Source organism: Cerasibacillus quisquiliarum (assembly GCF_014202495.1).
Lineage (GTDB): Bacteria > Bacillota > Bacilli > Bacillales > Amphibacillaceae > Cerasibacillus > Cerasibacillus quisquiliarum.
Genome location: NZ_JACHHA010000003.1, coordinates 201,682 through 221,265, shown reverse-complemented (window position 1 = coordinate 221,265; position 19,584 = coordinate 201,682). Strand labels below are relative to the sequence as shown.

The 19,584-nt window shown below is 34.9% G+C and carries 19 protein-coding genes; all 19 read right to left on the bottom strand.

Annotated elements, in window-relative coordinates; all coding sequences use genetic code 11:
- Positions 1–25: 25 nt before the first annotated feature.
- On the bottom strand, positions 26–961 hold the full coding sequence (spoVK, locus tag HNQ35_RS05635) for a stage V sporulation protein K (protein WP_246118038.1): 936 nt from the start codon (positions 959–961) through the stop codon (positions 26–28).
- A gap of 106 nt (positions 962–1,067) precedes the next feature.
- The gene (gene hfq, locus HNQ35_RS05630; protein ID WP_146935836.1) at positions 1,068–1,286 is read right to left on the bottom strand and encodes an RNA chaperone Hfq; all 219 of its coding nucleotides are present in this window, start codon (positions 1,284–1,286) and stop codon (positions 1,068–1,070) included.
- Positions 1,287–1,324: 38 nt separating this feature from the next.
- Positions 1,325–2,263, bottom strand: a complete 939-nt coding sequence (gene miaA / locus HNQ35_RS05625; protein WP_146935834.1) for a tRNA (adenosine(37)-N6)-dimethylallyltransferase MiaA — start codon at positions 2,261–2,263, stop codon at positions 1,325–1,327.
- A gap of 26 nt (positions 2,264–2,289) precedes the next feature.
- The gene (locus HNQ35_RS05620) at positions 2,290–2,739 is read right to left on the bottom strand and encodes a Dps family protein (RefSeq protein WP_146935832.1); all 450 of its coding nucleotides are present in this window, start codon (positions 2,737–2,739) and stop codon (positions 2,290–2,292) included.
- Positions 2,740–2,796: 57 nt separating this feature from the next.
- Positions 2,797–4,626, bottom strand: coding sequence for a DNA mismatch repair endonuclease MutL (mutL, locus tag HNQ35_RS05615; protein ID WP_146935830.1), 1,830 nt, complete (start codon positions 4,624–4,626; stop codon positions 2,797–2,799).
- A 32-nt stretch (positions 4,627–4,658) separates the two neighbouring features.
- Positions 4,659–7,238, bottom strand: a complete 2,580-nt coding sequence (gene mutS, locus HNQ35_RS05610; protein WP_146935828.1) for a DNA mismatch repair protein MutS — start codon at positions 7,236–7,238, stop codon at positions 4,659–4,661.
- A 131-nt stretch (positions 7,239–7,369) separates the two neighbouring features.
- Positions 7,370–7,933, bottom strand: coding sequence for an outer spore coat protein CotE (gene cotE / locus HNQ35_RS05605; RefSeq protein ID WP_146935826.1), 564 nt, complete (start codon positions 7,931–7,933; stop codon positions 7,370–7,372).
- Between the two features lie 265 nt (positions 7,934–8,198).
- Positions 8,199–8,639 carry a YlbF/YmcA family competence regulator gene (locus HNQ35_RS05600; RefSeq protein ID WP_146935824.1) on the bottom strand — a complete coding sequence of 147 codons (441 nt, stop codon included), beginning with the start codon at positions 8,637–8,639 and terminating at the stop codon, positions 8,199–8,201.
- Positions 8,640–10,214, bottom strand: a complete 1,575-nt coding sequence (gene miaB, locus HNQ35_RS05595; protein WP_146935822.1) for a tRNA (N6-isopentenyl adenosine(37)-C2)-methylthiotransferase MiaB — start codon at positions 10,212–10,214, stop codon at positions 8,640–8,642.
- 160 nt (positions 10,215–10,374) lie between these two features.
- Positions 10,375–10,635, bottom strand: a complete 261-nt coding sequence (locus HNQ35_RS05590) for a stage V sporulation protein S (protein ID WP_146935820.1) — start codon at positions 10,633–10,635, stop codon at positions 10,375–10,377.
- Between the two features lie 105 nt (positions 10,636–10,740).
- A complete protein-coding gene (locus HNQ35_RS05585) occupies positions 10,741–11,538 on the bottom strand; it encodes a TIGR00282 family metallophosphoesterase (protein ID WP_146935818.1) in 798 nt (265 codons plus the stop codon).
- 102 nt (positions 11,539–11,640) lie between these two features.
- On the bottom strand, positions 11,641–13,206 hold the full coding sequence (rny, locus tag HNQ35_RS05580; RefSeq protein ID WP_146935816.1) for a ribonuclease Y: 1,566 nt from the start codon (positions 13,204–13,206) through the stop codon (positions 11,641–11,643).
- A 327-nt stretch (positions 13,207–13,533) separates the two neighbouring features.
- Positions 13,534–14,586 carry a recombinase RecA gene (gene recA, locus HNQ35_RS05575; protein ID WP_146935814.1) on the bottom strand — a complete coding sequence of 351 codons (1,053 nt, stop codon included), beginning with the start codon at positions 14,584–14,586 and terminating at the stop codon, positions 13,534–13,536.
- Positions 14,587–14,735: 149 nt separating this feature from the next.
- Positions 14,736–15,989 (bottom strand): competence/damage-inducible protein A, encoded by a 1,254-nt coding sequence (locus tag HNQ35_RS05570; protein WP_174771658.1) that lies wholly within the window; start codon positions 15,987–15,989, stop codon positions 14,736–14,738.
- Positions 15,989–16,567 (bottom strand): CDP-diacylglycerol--glycerol-3-phosphate 3-phosphatidyltransferase, encoded by a 579-nt coding sequence (gene pgsA / locus HNQ35_RS05565; protein ID WP_146935812.1) that lies wholly within the window; start codon positions 16,565–16,567, stop codon positions 15,989–15,991. The genes HNQ35_RS05570 and pgsA overlap by 1 nt, the downstream gene beginning before the upstream one ends.
- 75 nt (positions 16,568–16,642) lie before the next feature.
- Complete coding sequence (locus tag HNQ35_RS05560; protein WP_146935810.1) at positions 16,643–17,530, bottom strand: helix-turn-helix domain-containing protein; 888 nt, start codon at positions 17,528–17,530, stop codon at positions 16,643–16,645.
- Positions 17,531–17,552: 22 nt separating this feature from the next.
- Positions 17,553–18,332 (bottom strand): YmfK family protein, encoded by a 780-nt coding sequence (locus HNQ35_RS05555; protein WP_146935808.1) that lies wholly within the window; start codon positions 18,330–18,332, stop codon positions 17,553–17,555.
- A 197-nt stretch (positions 18,333–18,529) separates the two neighbouring features.
- Positions 18,530–18,778 (bottom strand): DUF3243 domain-containing protein, encoded by a 249-nt coding sequence (locus tag HNQ35_RS05550; protein WP_146935806.1) that lies wholly within the window; start codon positions 18,776–18,778, stop codon positions 18,530–18,532.
- Positions 18,779–18,862: 84 nt separating this feature from the next.
- On the bottom strand, positions 18,863–19,579 hold the full coding sequence (ymfI, locus tag HNQ35_RS05545) for an elongation factor P 5-aminopentanone reductase (protein ID WP_146935804.1): 717 nt from the start codon (positions 19,577–19,579) through the stop codon (positions 18,863–18,865).
- Positions 19,580–19,584: the final 5 nt, after the last annotated feature.

Below are 19,584 nucleotides of genomic sequence, written 5' to 3'. Positions count from 1 at the left end.
ATATCATAGCAAAGATTGAAAGAATCTACAAAGAAGTATCACGGTTTTTATCAAATAATATATCTTCTGCTTCAATTGTAATGAGTTGATCAAATGAACAATTCGCCTGATAAATTAACCTTAACGCCTGATTCCTAATGGCATCTTCTATCAGATTACGTACTAATCTTCCGTTTGAAAAATTTGCTTTATCTTTTTTTAATTGATCTGTTAAATACATATGCAGTTTCCACTCTGCCTCTTTGGTTAATTTATATTCTCTATCTTCAATCATTTGTTTGGCAATCCCTAATAATTCATGAGCTGTATAGTTTGGAAAATTAAGTATAAACGGAAATCTTGATTGTAAGCCAGGATTTTGTAATAAAAAATGGTCCATTTCGTTTGGATACCCTGCAAGGATGAGAACGAAGTCATGTTGATAATCTTCCATTTGTTTTACTAATGTGTCGATGGCTTCTTTACCAAAATCCTTCTCTCCACCACGAGCTAATGCATAGGCCTCATCAATAAATAATATACCGCCTAATGCTTGTTGGATTAATTTTCTTGTCTTTTGAGCGGTCTGCCCGATATATTCACCGACTAAATCTGCTCTTTCTACTTCAATTAAATGACCTTTCGATAAAAGGTTCATTTCTTTAAATAATGTAGCTAGTTTTCTAGCTACAGTTGTCTTTCCTGTTCCTGGATTACCTTTAAATAACATATGCAAAACTTGCTTCTTTGATTGAAGTCCTGATTCGTAGCGCCGTTGATTAATAACGATTGTTGCATATATTTCTTTAATCCTTTTCTTTAGTTGACTCATGCCGATAACAGAATTAAAAGCTGTTTCAATTTTTGAAAATGGATTTTTCCCATTATAGCGATGATTATTTTTTGTTAACCCTCTGCTATTATGTGGATCAAGTACGATATTAATTTGACCAATTTTGTTATTTGTTACTCTTGTAGTCACATCATCACCCCTAGTCACCAACATTATACGTTAGATGCGAAAAAGGGTGACAATCGCCCATTATTGTTTAAAGTAAAAAGTGAACACAGACGTGTTCACTTAATCATTAATCTATGGAAATATTTTTAATGGGTGCAAAAGTAGATATCGCATGTTTGAAAATAAGTTGTTGTTTACCTTCAGTTTCTAGTAAAATTGTAAAATTATCAAAAGCTTTGATGACGCCTCTCAATTGAAAGCCATTGGTTAAAAATACAGTTACGAGTACATGTTCCTTTCTTAACGTGTTTAGATAATGGTCTTGAATATTACCAGTCTGTGCCATAATATTTTCCTCCTCTTTTTCTCTATATATAATTAATTCTACTTATCTTTTAATATTCCTGCTAAATCTTCTAAAATGATTTGAAGTTGTTCATCAAACTTTTCTGGATGAATATGATACCAATTCACTTTCATTTTATTTTTAAACCATGTAAACTGGCGTTTAGCATAGCGTCTTGAGTTTCTTTTTAAGAGTTCTACAGCACGTTTATAATCATATTCATTTTTAAAATAAGGAATAAATTCTTTATAGCCAATGGCACGCATCGCTTGAGTATTTTCATAGCCATTTTTATAAAGTGAATAAACTTCGTCTAATAATCCATCTTCTAACATCTGATCAACACGTTTGTTGATTCGTTCGTATAAAAGTTCACGTTCCATTTCCAAACCTATTATTATAGGATCATAAGGAGATGTTTTCTGTTCTTGCTCTTCTATTAATTGACTCATAGTTTTACCTGTTTGATGATATACTTCTAATGCACGAATAACACGTCGATGATTATTCGGATGAATTTTTTTAGCTTGTTCTGGATCGATGTTTTTTAATTGTTCATAGATTTTAGTAATGCCTTCCTGTTTAATTTGCTCTTCTAATTTCTTTGTATAAGCCATATTTCGTTTATGATTTGTAAATTGATAATCATATAGAATTGCTTGAATATATAAACCACTCCCACCGACCAAGATCGGTAACTTTGACTTGGAATCGATGTGAGTGATATATGAATGAACATATTGCTTAAAATCTGCGACTGAAAATGCTTCATCAGGTTCTTTTATATCTAGCATATAATGTGGAATGCCAGCCATTTCTTCTTTTGATATTTTGGCTGTTCCAATGTCCATTCCCCGATAAACTTGCATAGAATCGCCACTGATGATTTCTCCGTTAAAGGCTCGAGCTATTTCGATACTTAATTTTGTTTTTCCTACAGCTGTAGGACCGACGATAACGACGATTTTAGGCTTCATATTTATTCCCCTAATATTGTAATTCCTCATAACTGATGTAAGTAAGCTTTTGACATCCATAGCATCTTTTCATAATACTGTTGGAAACCGATTAACATATCAATCGTCACTTCATCTCGATTATCATGCGCTGCTCGTAATCCGAGATCATGAATTTCTGTTATTAACTGATTGAGATCGTCCTGTAGTTGCATCAGTATTTCTTTCTCTTTATCATCAGCTGATGCTTCAACAAGTGATGCTTCTTTAATGTATGACGCCATCGTTGCCAAAGGTTTACCGTTAATCATTAATATGCGTTCAGCTGTTTCATCAAGCTGTTTAGCAAACTGTTCATACATTTCTTCAAATAAATCATGTAATTGGAAAAAGTGACTTCCTTGTATGTACCAATGATATCGGTGTAATTTGACATACATAACAAACTGATTAGAAAGTAATTGATTAAGATAATGAATTAATTTTTGATTATCCATCTATGAATCGCCTCCTACTATGAACATAGTTTGAACCGATTCATACATGATTATACATTATTGTATACGTTTAAACATTTTTTCAATTTCATAAGTCGTAAAATGGATGATAATCGGACGACCATGTGGGCATGTAAATGGATCTGTCGTACTTCTTAAATCTTCTAATAACTGAAACATTTCATCTTGATTTAAATAATGGTTTGCCTTAATTGATCGTTTACATGACATCAAAGCTGCCATGTCTTGGCGAAGTGATGCTATATCAACCTTTCCTTGTTCAATCACTTGGTCCACAATCTCACGAATCACCTGCTCTGCATATCCTTCTGGAAACCAACTTGGATAAGACCGAATAACGAAAGTTTGCTCACCAAACGGTTCGAAAAACAGTCCTATTTCCTGTAGTTTTTCCTGATATGTTTTAATAAAAATAGCCTCTTGTTTGGAAAACTCAAATGTTAGTGGTAATAACAGCTCTTGAACCATTGAATCAGGTTGACTTAGTTTTTTCTTATAATATTCAAACTTGATACGCTCTTGGGCAGCATGCTGATCTATCATATATAGACCTGTCTCGTTTTGTGCCAAAATATATGTCCCATGTAATTGGCCGATTGGATACATAGATGGTACCCGGTGTTTTTGTTGTTCTACATTTTCAGTCATGGTATTTGCATTCAAACGAGTAGGTAATTCATTAGTAGCTATATCGTTTGTTGGCTTTTCTTTCTCTTTCGCTGCTTGTTCTTTCTTATTAACTTCATGATGTTTAACAAGGTCAATTGTCGGTTGCTTAGATTCCTGAATAAGAGGAATTTGTTTGCTTTCGTTAACTGGAAAATCCATTTTGTATTGGATTGATTGGGTTTTAGTCGGTTTTGACCGTATAGTAGGAATTAATGTTTCTTTTTGAAATTGTTCTCTTATAACTTTTTCAATCGCAATCATTAAGTCTTTCTCTTTACTAAACCTTGCCTCTAGCTTCGCAGGATGAACATTAAAATCAACGAGATACGGATCCATCTCTATTGAAATAACTGCAATAGGAAAACGTCCAATCATAAGTAGTGTATCATAAGCTCGAATAATAGATTGAGTGAGTAAATAGTTTTTGATATAACGACCATTTACAATAATCGTCATAAAGTTTCTATTTGAACGGGTTATCTCGGGCTTGCCGATATAGCCTGTGATATAAAAGTCCAGTGTCTCCTTTTTAATTGGTAACATGCTTTTTGCTACATTCATGCCGTACACATCACGTATAACTTGTAATAAATCCCCTGAACCAGATGTTTGGAATAATTGTTTTCCATTATGTGTGACATCAAAACGAATATCTGGGTGTGAAAAAGCAAGTCGATTCATAACGTCTGTTACATGACCTAATTCTGTATGAAGCGTCTTTAAATATTTCAAGCGAGCAGGCGTGTTGAAAAATAAGTCTTTCACTGTTATTTCTGTACCTTTTCTAGCATCACTAATATTTTTCTCTTTTATTTGCCCACCTTCTAATACTAGGTATGTACTCGCTTTATCACCGGTTGATGTTTTAAGTGTTAGCCGGCTAACCGAAGCGATACTAGCTAGAGCTTCACCACGAAAACCTAGTGTATGAACACGGAATAAATCATTTTCATCTTTTATTTTACTCGTTGCATGGCGTAGAAACGCCTTTTCACAATCTGTATCAGAAATACCATCACCATTATCTGTAACTTTTATCTCCTGAATACCCGCTTCTTTTAGTTCGACTTTAATCCATGAACTATTTGCGTCAATGCTATTCTCTACTAATTCTTTCACAACTGATGCAGGGCGTTCAACAACTTCACCAGCGGCAATCATATTTGCTAATGATTCTGGCATTTGAATAATTGCCATTGATGCACCTCCTTTACTTAAGTTAAATTTTATTATGATTTTAACCGTTTTTGTAAGCGATATAGTACATTTAGTGCATCGATCGGCGTCATGTCGAGTAAATCTATTTCTTTTAATTCATCGATCACTTTTGCTTCTTCTTTATGAATTGATGCTGAGTCTTTTTGTTTAACGACTGGATCTGGATCTTCGAAAAATGATAGCTGACCTTGGGCTTGATGCATATTTTCTTTTTCAGGTTGTGATTCTAATTCGCTCAATATATCTGTTGCCCGTTTTATCAATGTATCTGGTAGTTCAGCGAGTTTTGCCACATGAATCCCATAGCTTTTATCAGCAGCACCTTCTCTTACTTGATGTAAAAAGACTACTTTACCCTCATATTCTTCCGCACGAACATGAATATTTTTTAACTTGTTTAATGTTGTTTCTAATGTTGTTAATTCATGATAATGGGTTGAGAATAATGTTTTTGCATGTACATGGTCATGAATATATTCAATAATGGCTTGTGCTAAGGCCATTCCATCATACGTACTTGTTCCACGCCCAATTTCATCTAATAAAATTAAACTTTTTTCTGTTGCGTTTTTTAATGCATGATTTGCTTCTAACATTTCGACCATAAATGTACTTTGTCCTGAGACAAGATCGTCCGCTGCACCAATTCGGGTAAAAATTTGATCGAATATAGTCAGTTTTGCTTTGTCAGCAGGTACAAAACAACCTAATTGACCCATTATAATTGTTAAAGCGAGTTGGCGCATATACGTACTTTTCCCTGACATATTCGGTCCTGTAATGAGTAATATATTCGTCTCATTATCTAATGTAATATCATTAGGGACATACGAGCCGTCTTGCATCACTTTTTCCACGACTGGATGCCGCCCATTCTTAATGTGTAATACTTGTTCATCATAGTCAGGTCGGACGTAGTTATTCGCTTCACTAACAGTTGCAAACGATTGTAAAACATCTAGCTGACTAATAGCGTCTGCTAATGATTGCAGTTCTGGAATATGTTCTTTGATCTTTTCACGGATACTGATAAATAAGTCGTACTCTAAATCGATGCTTTTCTCTTCTGCTTCTAATATCAATTGTTCTTTCTCTTTTAATTCGGGTGTAATAAATCGTTCTGCATTCGTTAATGTCTGTTTTCTTTCATACCTACCTTTTGGTAACAGATGGAGATTCGGCTTCGTTACTTCTATATAATATCCAAACACACGATTATAACCTATTTTTAAGGATCGTATTTTCGTTATTTCTTTTTCTCTCTTTTCTAATTCTGCAATCCATTTTTTCCCGTTCCGTGTAGCGTCTCGATAACGATCAAGCGTATCATTAAAGCCATCTTTAATTAATGAGCCTTCTTTAATTGAAACAGGGGGATCGTCTTTAATACTCCTTTCCAACAAATCTACTACATGTTTCGGATAAATAAGCCGTTCTTTAAGCTGATGAATTTCTCCTTTATTAAATTGAGACATTGTTTCTTTTATTTTTGGAATTTGTTGAAGTGACTGTTTCAATTGGATTAAGTCACGCGCATTGACATTGCCATAAGCAATCCGACCGGCTAACCGTTCTAAATCATAAACAGACCGTAAATCTTCTCGTAACTGATCACGCTCGATAAAGCCTTCTAAAAAACCTTCCACAATATTTAAACGCTTTTCAATATGTTGTTTATTGATTAATGGACGCTCAATCCATTTCTTTAGTAATCTTGCTCCCATTGCTGTCACAGTTTGATCGAGCACCCATAATAAACTACCACGTTTTCCTTTACGCATAATCGTTTCAGTTAATTCTAGGTTACGTTTAGAATACATATCTAATGACAAAAAACGATTTAGTTCAATCATTTTCGCTTGTTGCAGATGATCGAGCGAGCGTTTTTGTGTATGTTGAATATAATTTAATAAACGACTAAAACCTTGCATTAACCGTTCATCATTTAAGTTTTCACATAAATAACGATATTCTGCACTAAAATCGACATTGTCTTCATAAGAAAGTGTTACTTGTAAACGGTTAGCAAGTTGTTTTTGATATGTTTCTGGTAATGTCGAGGCAATGACAACTTCTTTTATTGGTTGATTATACAGTTCATGTATAACTTGCTCCCAACCGTTTGTTAATAGCGCAAGACGATTCTCCCCTGTAGATAGATCATTATAGGCAACCACAAATGAACCATCATTAAAATGAGATAAACTCGCAATATAATTATTATCACGTTCATCTAGCATGCTACTTTCCATGACGGTCCCAGGTGTAATAATTTGAATGACTTCTCGTTTGACAATTCCTTTCGCTTTTTTAGGGTCCTCTACTTGCTCACATATGGCCACTTTATATCCTTTATCGATTAATATTTTTATGTAATTTTCAGCCGAATGATAAGGTACACCACACATTGGGATTGGTTCTTTTTGACCTGAGTCACGTTTTGTTAAAGTGATTTCTAACTCCTGAGCAGCTTTTATAGCATCATCAAAAAACAACTCATAAAAATCACCGAGCCGAAAAAATAAAAAAGCATCTTTATGCTCTGCTTTTATTTGTAAATATTGTTTGATCATTGGTGTATGGTTTGTCATATTTGATCCTCCAAAGCAGTCTTCTTTGTTATGTCATTATAACATAAAATGAATGTTAAATAGAATTTGCATCAAATGGTGGTAAACAAAAAACAAACTTACAGGATTTTTCCCGTAAGTTTAGTTATGTCTTATTCATTTTTATTTAAAAAATCTGGATTGACGTCAGCTAACTCTTCATCAATGACTTCAAAATCCCATTGATCTTCTTCATCTACATATTTATAGCCTTCTGGATCAACTTTGACATAGACTTTCGTTTCACCAATCACTTGTATAATGAATTCACGTTCTGTTTCAACCTTTATTTCATCACCCTTATCAGTTATTTCACATTCTAAGCAGTTTGGTTGCTGAGTTGTTCGACAAACAACATCAAAATCATCGCTAATCGATTGATCATCTTTAATTGATAAAGGAATGATATCTTGATAGTTGACACGATCTCTTACAACTTCTGTTTTTGTATTATTATGATAGGAATACCATATGTTAATGTCGAAATGACCATTTACTTCTACAGAATCTTTCGTTTTTTTCTTTGAGTGGTAACGATGATTTATTATCCAGCACCCTAGAATACTCGATGGTTTTTGTGGCGGTTTTACAGTATGTGTTTCGTTCGTAAACTTCTTTCCTTTACCACATACTGCTTTTGTGATAATTTCCCGATACTCTTTATTTAAAAAGCTCATATTTTTGTTTACCTCCTCTTTTTTCATTGTCATTTTATGCAAGGCGAATACCTAAGGTGCATAGCTTTTGAAGATTGTTCTAAATTCATCGGTACATGACTTTAAAAGAACATAGATGAGTCGATTTTAATAAAATCTGTCAAGAAAGAGAAAACGGCTTTAGCTCCCTTACTTAAATATGGAGCTAAAGCCGACGAAGTAATTTTCTTTTACTTGTTACTGTTTTATGAGCAAAGACAACTTTTGTTTATTAAGAATCTTTTCACTAATTACCACAACCACATGATGTCTCATCTCTATTCTTTAACTTTGATCCTGTTTCACCAGCTAATACATCACCGCCAGTTGATTCAATGACTTCTTTTGTTACTGAACGAGCAATCGTACCTGAAATAAGTTGTAAAATATCGTTCACAATAATCTGTGTTTCCTTAAATTCTTCTACAATAGGGATACGATCCAATTCATCTTGCAAGCGTTCTAGTTGTTCTTCAACTCTTTTTAACGCTTCTTCTTTTCCGTAGGCTTGTAAATTAACAGCTTGTTTTTGTAATGCTTTTATTTTCGTCATGAGTGATTGAACTTTTTCGTTTTCGTTAATTTTTGCTTCTACGGCTTTGAAACGTTCAATTTCTTCTGTATTTGCAATCATATTTGCTAGTTTCTTTGCTTGGTCAAGTACTTGTTTACGCGTATATTGTGACATTTAATTCACCTCTAATGATTTTTCTTCAACCATAACACCATCTAATGACCATGTCTTAGCTTCAGTTATTTTAACCGGAACAATTTGACCGATTGCTTCTTTAGGACCTTTAAAGTTAACTAGTTTATTTTTCTCAGTGTAACCTGCCAAAACATCAGGGTCTTTTTTACTCTCACCTTCTACAAGAACATTAACGACTTGGCCTTGATATCTTTTCATCGCTTCACGAGATTGTTGATTCACAAGATGGTTAAGACGATATAAACGATCTTTCTTCTCCTCTTCTGTGACATCATCTTTTTTCCGTGCAGCTGGTGTTCCTTCCCGTGGTGAATAAATAAACGTATAGGCTGATTCAAAACCTACTTCTTCAACTAATGATAATGTCTCTTGAAATTGCTCTTCTGTTTCATTAGGAAAGCCGACAATGATATCTGTCGTAAGTGTTACATTTGGGATTGCTTCTTTAATTTTACGCACGAGCTCTAAAAATTCTTCTCGTGTATACTTCCGATTCATTTTTCTTAAAATCTCATTACTTCCTGACTGAACAGGCAAGTGAATATGATCAAGTAAATTTCCACCTTTAGCTAGAACTTCAATCAAATGATCGTCAAAATCACGTGGATGAGATGTTGTAAATCGGACACGTGGAATATCAATTTTTCTTATATCATCCATTAAGTCACCGAATCGGTAATCAATATCTTCAAAATCTTTCCCATATGCGTTAACATTTTGTCCAAGAAGTGTGATTTCCTTATAACCTTCTGCTGCTAGTTGGCGCACTTCTTGTAAAATATCTTCTGGGCGACGACTTCTCTCCTTCCCACGTGTCATTGGAACGATACAGTACGTACAGAATTTATCACAACCATACATAATATTAACCCATGCTTTAATCTTACCGTGACGAACTTTAGGAAGATTTTCAATAATATCTCCTTCTTTGGACCATACTTCTACAACTTGAGCTTTGCCAAACATCGCTTCTTTTAATAAATGTGGTAAACGATGAATATTATGTGTCCCAAAAATTAAATCGACATGTTGGTGCTTTTGCATAATCCGATTGACAACTGACTCTTGTTGCGACATACATCCACATACACCAAGAATTAAATCAGGGTTTTCTGTTTTTAAAGGCTTTAGATGGCCGATTTCACCAAAAACTTTATTTTCAGCGTTTTCACGAATAGCACATGTATTAAGAAGAATAAGATCCGCTTCTTCTGTTACAGTTGTCGCCTCATAACCCATTTCTGTTAAAATACCTGCCATAACCTCTGTATCATGCTCATTCATTTGGCATCCGTATGTGCGAATTAAAAACTTCTTCCCACGTCCAATTTGTCTCATATCTTCTGGGATATTAAAATCATAATGAACCTTTACTTCTTCTCTTCCCCGTTTGCGTGCTTTATTAATATTCGGTGGCTTATATGTTGTTTCAAAATATTTAGCAAAGTCTGCGGTTGTTTTTTCATGAAGCGGCTTTTGTTGTACGGATTTTTGGTCCGGTGCCACTTCGACTTGTTTAATTTGCGCTTGCTCTTTGCGTTGTTGTTCGTTCATTTTTCTACTCCTTTCTTAAAAAACGAGTTCGTATAAATAATTTGTTTCCATTACAATAGTATAAAGGTTAATCAATAAATAAACAACAGATGTTCATGTAGTAATAAAATAAAAAAGACAATGCCATGGCATTGTCTTTACATTCATACTATTTATCTCTTTATCTAGGTTCTACAATTAATTTAATAGCTGTACGCTCTTCGTTGTCAATCATAATATCAGTAAAAGCAGGAATACAGATTAAATCAACTCCACTTGGGGCAACAAAACCTCTAGCAATGGCTACTGCTTTGACGGATTGGTTTAAAGCTCCCGCACCAATAGCTTGTATCTCTGCTGATCCACGTTCCCGTAATACATTTGCAAGTGCACCCGCTACTGAATTTGGATTTGATTTAGCTGAAACTTTTAATATTTCCATTCCTAGTACCTCCTCATTTGCTAATATCTTTCTTACCCTATTCTATTCTAATAAATGATTTCTTATTACCTTATTATGAACGAAGTAGTCACAAAATTCAAATACTCAATCTAAAAAAGGACGATCAGGGGTAATAGAAATACGTTTAACATCAGTTGCTAGTCCAGTTTCTTTGTCAAGCGTTACGAAAACGGCATTTAATTGATTACGGCCTTTTTCATCAATATTAAAACGAGCGGGCAAATTAGTAAGAAAGCGTCTTAATATGATTTCTTTCTGTACACCTAATATGCCGTCGTAAGGGCCTGTCATTCCGACATCTGTAATATACGCAGTTCCTTTTGTCAGGATACGCTCATCTGCTGTTTGAACATGTGTATGTGTACCTACAACAGCACTCACTTTACCATCTAAATACCAGCCAAGAGCCTGTTTTTCACTCGTAGCTTCGGCATGAAAATCTACAAAAATAAATGGAGTCCTTTTTCTTGCTTCATGAACTAATTGCTCTGCCTTTTTAAATGGATCTTCAATAGCCGGTAAAAAAGTTCTGCCCTGCAAATTAATGACAGCCACTTCAGTTCCGTTAATATTAATATATACAATTCCTTTTCCTGGATTATTCTCGGGAAAATTAGCGGGTCTAATCATATACTTAGCGTGATCAATAAAGTCAAACACTTCTTTTTTATCCCATGTATGGTTTCCCATTGTGATGACTTGTGCACCCCATTCTAACATTTGCTTGTAAATCTTTTCAGTTATTCCTTTTCCACTTGCTGCATTTTCTCCATTTACAATTGTTAAATGGGGACGAAATTTATTTTTTAATTTTGGTAAATATTCTTGCACCATTTTTCTACCAGGAGAACCAACAACGTCTCCTATGAATAGTATGTTCATTTCTATCATCCTAAAGTATATAGTAAGTATAGTCTTTCATAACATAATTATCTTGTCAAAAAGTATAAAAAAAGCGGAGAACACTCTCCGCTTTAAATCCCTTTATTTTGCATATTCAATAGCTCGGGTCTCACGAATAACCGTGATTTTTATATGACCTGGATAATTAAGCTCTTTTTCAATTCGTTTACGAATATCTCGAGCGACATGGATCGAAGCATCGTCATCAATTTCGTCAGGTTTAACGATAATGCGAATCTCTCGTCCTGCTTGAATCGCATATGATTTTTCTACCCCTGGGAATGATTCAGAAATGGCTTCTAGTTTTTCCAATCGCTTTATATAGTTTTCTAACGATTCACTACGAGCGCCAGGTCTTGCCGCAGATAAAGCATCTGCCGCAGCAACTAGAACTGAGATAATAGATGTTTGCTCTTCATCACCGTGATGTGATGCGATCGCGTTGATTACAACTTCGTGTTCTTTATATTTAATAGCTAGTTCCTTACCAATTTGAACATGACTACCTTCTACTTCATGGTCTATTGCTTTCCCAATATCATGAAGTAGTCCTGCTCTTCTAGCTAGTGTTTCATCTTCTCCCAGTTCAGCAGCTAAAAGCCCGGATAAATGGGCTACTTCAATTGAATGCTTTAAAACATTTTGACCATAGCTTGTCCGATATTTCAAACGACCGAGAATTTTAATTAAATCAGGGTGCAATCCATGTACACCGACTTCAAAGGTTGCCTCTTCACCAACTTCGCGAATATACTCATCGACTTCACGACGAGCTTTATCTACCATTTCTTCAATTCTCGCCGGATGAATGCGTCCGTCTTGAACGAGATTATCCAATGCTAATCGAGCAATTTCTCTTCGAATTGGATCAAAACCAGATAATATCACAGCTTCAGGTGTATCATCAATAATTAAATCAATACCAGTAAGTGTTTCTAATGTGCGAATATTACGGCCTTCTCGTCCGATAATACGGCCTTTCATTTCGTCATTAGGTAAATTGACGACAGATACCGTTGTTTCAGCGACATGATCGGCTGCACAGCGTTGCAACGCCGTAGATAAAATTTCTTTAGCTTTTTTATCGGCCTCTTCACGTGCACGGTTTTCTGTTTCTTTAATCATCACGGCTGATTCATGACGTAATTCTTTTTCTATCCGCTTTAGTATGATTTGTTTTGCTTCTTCAGTCGTATATCCAGAAATTTCTTCAAGCTTAGTCTCTTGTTCTGCAATTAGAGCTTCCACTTTGCTTTCCATTTCTTCAATTTGTTGTTGTTTTTCTGTTAGTGAAGTATCTTTCTCCTCTAACATCAGCTCTCGCTTATTTAGCGTTTCGCTTCTTTTATCTAGATTTTCCTCCTTTTGCATGAGACGGTTATCCTGCTTTTGCAGTTCCGCACGACGTACTTGTAACTCTTTCTCAGTTTCTTGGCGTAATTGATATATTTCATCTTTAGCCTCTAAAAGAGCTTCTTTTTTAGCCGCCTTTGCATTACGATCTGCTTCTTCAAGTATCTGTTTGGCCAGTGTTTCAGCACTGGAAATTTTAGCTTCAGCAATTTTTTTACGAATTAGATAACCAACAACAATACCGACGATCAGGAACAAGGCAAGCAAAATGGAGATGATTAAGGGATGGTCCACGGTTCTCACCTCCTATTGCTATAAAATTGTTAAAAATTCATATTGTCGGCATGTACCATATTCAATAAATAAAAATACAGCATGTATAATTTAAAACATATAATTATACATATTCAATTTTAATTGTCAATTGTATGATTGTCAAGAAATCTTCACAAGTATTGTGATCATAACTATCTTTTAGTGATAAACTTCAACTTTCACATACAGTCCTGTATATAAAACTATAAAGAAAAGGATTGAATCAATCTTTTACACTGATTCAATCCTTTTTCTGTTCGGTCTCAATGTATGTCGTTAAAATAGAAATACCTCTTAAAAGTTATATTAGACATCTAGTGTTGCTTGATTCATCTCTTCAACTTCTTCAACTGATTCATCTGATTCAATTTCATCATCTAGTTGATAATGTTTGCGAATCGCTTGATGGATTTCATCTAACATATCAGGATTTTCTTTTAAAAATTGTTTTGCATTTTCTCGACCTTGCCCGAGCCTTTCTCCATCATATGAATACCAAGCACCACTTTTTTGAACAATATCTAAATCAGAACCAATATCAAGTAATTCACCTTCTTTAGATATTCCTTCTCCATACATAATATCTACTTCAGCTTGCTTAAACGGCGGAGCGACTTTGTTTTTCACCACTTTAATACGTGCACGGTTCCCGACCATATCTGTTCCTTGCTTTAATGTTTCCGCACGTCGTACTTCTAAACGAACAGATGAGTAGAATTTAAGTGCGCGACCACCAGGTGTCGTCTCCGGATTTCCAAACATGACACCGACTTTTTCACGGATTTGGTTAATAAAGATTGCTATTGTTTTTGATTTATTTATTGCTCCTGATAATTTCCTTAAAGCCTGGGACATGAGCCGGGCTTGTAAACCGACATGAGAATCTCCCATTTCTCCTTCAATCTCTGCTTTAGGGACGAGTGCGGCAACAGAGTCTATGACAATGATGTCTATCGCGCCACTGCGGACTAATGCTTCTGCAATTTCTAAAGCTTGTTCTCCCGTATCTGGTTGTGATAACAAGAGCTCCTCTATATTTACTCCTAAAGCTTTTGCGTAGTTTGGATCCAATGCATGCTCGGCATCGATAAATGCAGCTTGTCCGCCTAGCTTTTGTGCTTCTGCTATTGCATGAAGTGCAACGGTCGTTTTACCTGATGATTCAGGTCCATAAATTTCTACTACACGGCCTCGTGGATAACCACCAATACCTAATGCAACATCTAATGCTAACGATCCACTAGGAATTGTTTCAATTTTCGTATTTGCTTCCTCACCTAATTTCATGATGGAACCTTTACCGAATTGTTTCTCTATGTCTCGTAATGCTTTATCTAAAGCTTGCTTTCTATCACTCATGGCATAGCCTCCTTTATAAACTATCTCTATCATACATCTTTTTTGTAATTTTGCCAAGAAAAAACCGAATGAATGTTCTTGTGTTTTTAAGGCAAAAAATATATAGAAATAGGCAATTTTAATCAATAATAACTTAATTATTCAATTTTTCAGTGCTCTCTTTTTAAAAATTTGAAAAGCATGTCATATCCTTTTCGTACTGATTTTCTTCGGATTGCTTCACGGTCCCCGGTAAATAAATGCTCTTTAACAAGAAACTTACCTTGTTTATTTGCGATAGCTATAAAAACTGTTCCAGCTGGTTTTCCTTCTAATGTATGTGGACCAGCAACCCCAGTAAAACTAATACCAATATCTGTTTTTAATAATTTTAAAATAGATTGTGCCAATTCAATCGCACAAGCCTGGCTTACTGTTCCTTCGTTTTGCAATGTTTCTAGTGAGACGCCCAGTATATTCCGTTTAACCTCTGCATCATAACATACGATACCGCCTTTACAAACTTCTGATGCTCCTGGAACAGAGATAAGCGTTTCAGTAAACTTACCACCTGTTAAACTTTCTGCTGCAGCGATTGTTTTTTTATGTTGCTTTAACATAAACAATGCTTTCTTTTCGACTGTTTCATTATCTGACCCGACATAAAAGTCACCGACTCGTTGCAAGATTTGCCCTTTACATTGCTCTAAAAGCTCATTTGCTTCATCATTTGATGTTGCTTTTACAGTTAAGCGGATAATTAATCCATCTTGTTGAGCCAATGGCGCAATTGTTGGATTTGTTTGCTTACGAATTAAATCTTGCAATTCATATTCTAGCTTTGCTTCACCAATTCCGATAAAACGCAAAATCATCGACTTAATCAAATGTGTTTGACCTGTTCGTTCACTAATATACGGTATAACGTCGTCTGAAAACATACGCATCATTTCGCTTGGAACACCTGGTAGAAAGATCCATGATTTACCTTTAAATTCAACAATCATACCTGGTGCCATACCAATTTGATTAGTTAAGACATGTGCTCCAGAAAACACACGCGCTTGCTTTATATTATTTGACGTCATTTCTGAATCATGTTTTTTAAAATAATCATGAATTTTATTTAAAGAAGGTTCATGTATAACGAGATTTAATCCACTAATCATTTGGAAGGCTTCCCGTGTCAAGTCATCGTCTGTCGGTCCAAGTCCACCCGTAACAATAATAATATCAGAACGCTCTTGTGCTTCCAAAAACGTTTGACTAACCCGTGCTAAGTTATCACCGACGACTTGATGAAAATGAATATTAACACCATTTTCCGCTAATTGTTTGGAAATCCATTGAGCATTTGTATTAGCAATTTGTCCGAGTAATAGTTCAGTACCTACAGCTATAATTTCCGCTTTATAATCACTCATTATTTCGAATCCTCCATCACATGCCAATTCTTAATGAAATAGTCCAGACCAGATAAAACAGTAAAAAATAGCGCAATATATAACATAATAGTTGCCAATGGAAAATTTATATAGGAAAAAGGAAAATTATGTAGTAGCAACAAAGTAATTGCTATTAATTGTGTTGCTGTTTTAATTTTACCAAGATGACTAGCCGCTAAGACAATGCCTTCACCTGCTGCAACGAGTCTTAAGCCAGTAACAGCAAATTCCCGACTGATAATGACGATGACAACCCAGGCAGGTACTAAATTAATTTGTACTAATAATATTAGCGCCGCAGATACAAGTAATTTATCTGCTAATGGATCAAGGAACTTACCTAAGTTTGTCACAAGTTGATACTTTCTTGCATAGTACCCGTCAACCCAATCGGTCAAAGATGCAATTGCAAATATAATAGCCGCTACAAAATGTGAGACAGGAAGTACATCATAACCAATTTTCCATTCTCCCCATTCAAAAGATACACTCATAATAACGATAAATATTGGTATTAACAAGATTCGTGATAAAGTAATACGATTTGGAATATTCATTTGTACAATTTCCTCCTTTTATTAGAATCACTTTAAAAAACCCTTCCGCGTGGGGAAGGGCTTAAACATAGTGTTTCAATTTTCTTCTACTATATGAACCCATATTTTTTGTGTCACTGCTTCATTTGGATCAACAGGATACTCTAACTCCTTACCATTGACGGTGATGGTCAAGTCAGGAGCGTAACCAACTTGAAAATAAACCTTTTCTTCATTCGTAACATCTAATTCTAAAGGTGACGAATCATTTGTTAAATTATTATAAAATAAGCGTTCACCTGCCGTATTGGTTACTTCTAGCCATGTTTTTTCTTTTGATTCAAATGATATTTTTACTTCATCACCAGGATTAATGAGCTCAAAAGTTGATTCAGGACGATTTCCTGAGCCTGTTTCGACTAATTTTAATTCTGATTCAGTATCTGTCGATTCTTTTTCGTCATTCTGTTCGACTTTTTTACTATTAGAATCGTCTTCAACAGGTTGTTCATCTTCATCTTTGTCATCTGGGTCAGATACGTAAAACTCATTGTCATCTGTCTGACCATTCTCATTTTCTATCGTTGGTAAATCTGATTTCTGATTCATAAAGTAAAAAACTAATATTATAATCCCAATAATGAGTAAAACAACGATAACTGTAGGTATAAATGAAAAAATTGAATTGCCTTTACTTCTGTCTTTTTGCGAGCGACTAAGGCGTGTGTATTGTACTTGTTCTTCTTCGTTCGGTGTTGGCACTTGTGATTTATATTCTTCTAGAAGTTCATCAGGATCAAGCCCAACAACGAGGGCGTATTCTTTAATAAATGCCCTAGCATAAAACTTTCCCGGTAAAACGTCAAAATTACCTTCTTCAATAGCGACTAAATAGCGTTTTTGAATCTTGGTAATATCTTGCAAGCTCTCTAAAGAAATGTTTTTTTCTTTTCTTGCTTCCTTCAATCTTTCTCCGATTTCCATGAACAACACCATCCTAATACAGCTACATATATCCATGGTCATGTGGGAATTGATTAAGCTCTAAATCTTTATACGTTATTTCTTCCTCTTCATGACTACGCAGCTCTATAATGTAATCAAAGTCTTCCATAGTATATTCCGTAGCTTGGACAAAAATGTCAGGATGCTCAATCACTTTGACTGCTGGAAGTTGCATGATTTCTCGAATCAAGCGCCAATGTTTCTCATTTGCTCGATGTTTCGAAACAATTCCATCAATAATATAAGTGTTTTCAGGACTATATTCCCCTTTTACCAATTGATTGCGTACAGTTTGTTTTAATAGCGTGCTCGATACAAATACCCAACGTTTATTGGCACAGACACTTGCGGCAACAACAGACTCTGTTTTTCCAACTCTCGGCATCCCACGAATTCCAACAAGTTTATGTTCGTTTGTTTTAAATAATTCTGCCATAAAATCAACTAAAATACCTAAATCATCCCTTACAAAACGAATAACTTTACGATCGTCCTGATCACTTTGTATATACCTACCATGTCGGACTGCTAAACGGTCTCTTAGCTTAGGTTTTCTTAATTTAATTAATTGAATGGTATCCATTGTTTCAAGAATGGTTTTAAGCCGTTTAATATGGACATCATCTTTGGTTAAAATTAATAATCCTCTTCGTGCATGTTTAACACCATTAATCATGATAATATTTATAGAAAGCATTCCTAAAAGCGATGAAATTTCTCCTAACAATCCGGGACGATTAATTAAAATTTCGTATTCAAGATACCACTCTGTTTTTTTCATCGTTTTCTCCTTTAAAAGGTATACTCTACTATTATATTTATGTTAACGAATCAATTTAATAAATGCAATCCTATTATTTATCATAAATGATTTTCGCTATGGATGAAAGTAAAGTCATATAAATGTCACCAATTTGTATGATTTTCTATAAAAGATAAAAAAGAAGCTGTTCACCAGCTTCTTAATTTGTAAACTGTTTATCCTTTCTGAACGAGTTTTATCATTGCATTAGCAATAGACTCTTGTTCTTCACGAGAAGCAGCATTCCACAATTCACGTAACATGGCTTGTTCATCATTTTTCGCATCGACGCTGCTAGCTAAATAGTCACCAATTTCATAAGCCATATTGGAAATTGTATCTTGAGTCATACCCTCTTGTTTCGCTTGTTCTAACCGATTGGATAAAAAATCTTTCCATGTTTCGAAATTATCTAATACAGACATCTTTTCATTCCTCCTTCATTTAATCGTGTATAGTATTTGATTTTGTTAATTGTTTATACATCATGAAGGTAGGAATTTTTTATTTTATTGCCAACCACCATCTATCCGAATAATTTGCCCATGAATATACTGTGCTTTATCCGATAACAAGAATTGAATAAGGTCACTCACATCACTCGGTGAACCTGGACGCTGAAGAGGAATTTCCATTTCTAGTTGTTCTCTCTCTTCATTAGATACTTCATTTATCTTTGTATCAATCCAACCTGGACTGACCCCATTCACTAATATACAAGATGAGCCAACTTCTTTAGCTAATGCTTTAATAAAACTCACTTGTGCCCCTTTAACTGATGAATAGGCTACTTCATAACTAGCACCCACTTCACCCCATACAGAAGTGATGATGATAATATGGCCACTTCGTCTTTTAATCATTTGTGGTAACAAAGATTTACTAACAAGCCAAGGTACTTTAATATGGAGCTGCACCAGTGTATCCATTACTTCGTCAGGGGTATCTTGAAATAGACCGTAATGCGCATTCCCACTTGCAAAAATAACCGCATCAACTGAAAAGACAATTTGTTTTATAAATGTTTTAGTATTTTCTGCTGTTCGTAAATCAGCTTGTATAACGGATAAAATTGTGTCATCTCGTACAAAAGATTTAATTTCCTCGATAGCCTTCTTATTATCATTATAATGTAGGATGAGATGATACCCAGCCTTTCCTAAAGTGATTGCGATTTGTTTTCCAATATCTCCACTTGCTCCAATAATTAATACGTTTTTCCCCATTATAT

Excerpts from the sequence above, each read along its gene's own strand:
- ymfI (WP_146935804.1), bottom strand. The coding sequence starts at position 19,579 with ATGGGGAAAAACGTATTAATTATTGGAGCAAGTGGAGATATTGGAAAA.
- HNQ35_RS05590 (WP_146935820.1), bottom strand. The coding sequence starts at position 10,635 with ATGGAAATATTAAAAGTTTCAGCTAAATCAAATCCAAATTCAGTAGCG.
- cotE (WP_146935826.1), bottom strand. The coding sequence starts at position 7,933 with ATGAGCTTTTTAAATAAAGAGTATCGGGAAATTATCACAAAAGCAGTA.
- HNQ35_RS05560 (WP_146935810.1), bottom strand. The coding sequence starts at position 17,530 with ATGGAAATCGGAGAAAGATTGAAGGAAGCAAGAAAAGAAAAAAACATT.
- miaB (WP_146935822.1), bottom strand. The coding sequence starts at position 10,214 with ATGAACGAACAACAACGCAAAGAGCAAGCGCAAATTAAACAAGTCGAA.
- HNQ35_RS05570 (WP_174771658.1), bottom strand. The coding sequence starts at position 15,989 with ATGAGTGATTATAAAGCGGAAATTATAGCTGTAGGTACTGAACTATTA.
- HNQ35_RS05620 (WP_146935832.1), bottom strand. The coding sequence starts at position 2,739 with ATGGATAATCAAAAATTAATTCATTATCTTAATCAATTACTTTCTAAT.
- mutL (WP_146935830.1), bottom strand. The coding sequence starts at position 4,626 with ATGGCAATTATTCAAATGCCAGAATCATTAGCAAATATGATTGCCGCT.
- HNQ35_RS05550 (WP_146935806.1), bottom strand. The coding sequence starts at position 18,778 with ATGTCTGTATTAGATAATTTCGAAACATGGAAAGATTTTTTATCCAAT.
- mutS (WP_146935828.1), bottom strand. The coding sequence starts at position 7,238 with ATGACAAACCATACACCAATGATCAAACAATATTTACAAATAAAAGCA.
- miaA (WP_146935834.1), bottom strand. The coding sequence starts at position 2,263 with ATGAAGCCTAAAATCGTCGTTATCGTCGGTCCTACAGCTGTAGGAAAA.
- HNQ35_RS05585 (WP_146935818.1), bottom strand. The coding sequence starts at position 11,538 with ATGAACATACTATTCATAGGAGACGTTGTTGGTTCTCCTGGTAGAAAA.
- hfq (WP_146935836.1), bottom strand. The coding sequence starts at position 1,286 with ATGGCACAGACTGGTAATATTCAAGACCATTATCTAAACACGTTAAGA.
- pgsA (WP_146935812.1), bottom strand. The coding sequence starts at position 16,567 with ATGAATATTCCAAATCGTATTACTTTATCACGAATCTTGTTAATACCA.
- HNQ35_RS05600 (WP_146935824.1), bottom strand. The coding sequence starts at position 8,639 with ATGTCACAATATACGCGTAAACAAGTACTTGACCAAGCAAAGAAACTA.
- recA (WP_146935814.1), bottom strand. The coding sequence starts at position 14,586 with ATGAGTGATAGAAAGCAAGCTTTAGATAAAGCATTACGAGACATAGAG.
- HNQ35_RS05555 (WP_146935808.1), bottom strand. The coding sequence starts at position 18,332 with ATGAAAAAAACAGAGTGGTATCTTGAATACGAAATTTTAATTAATCGT.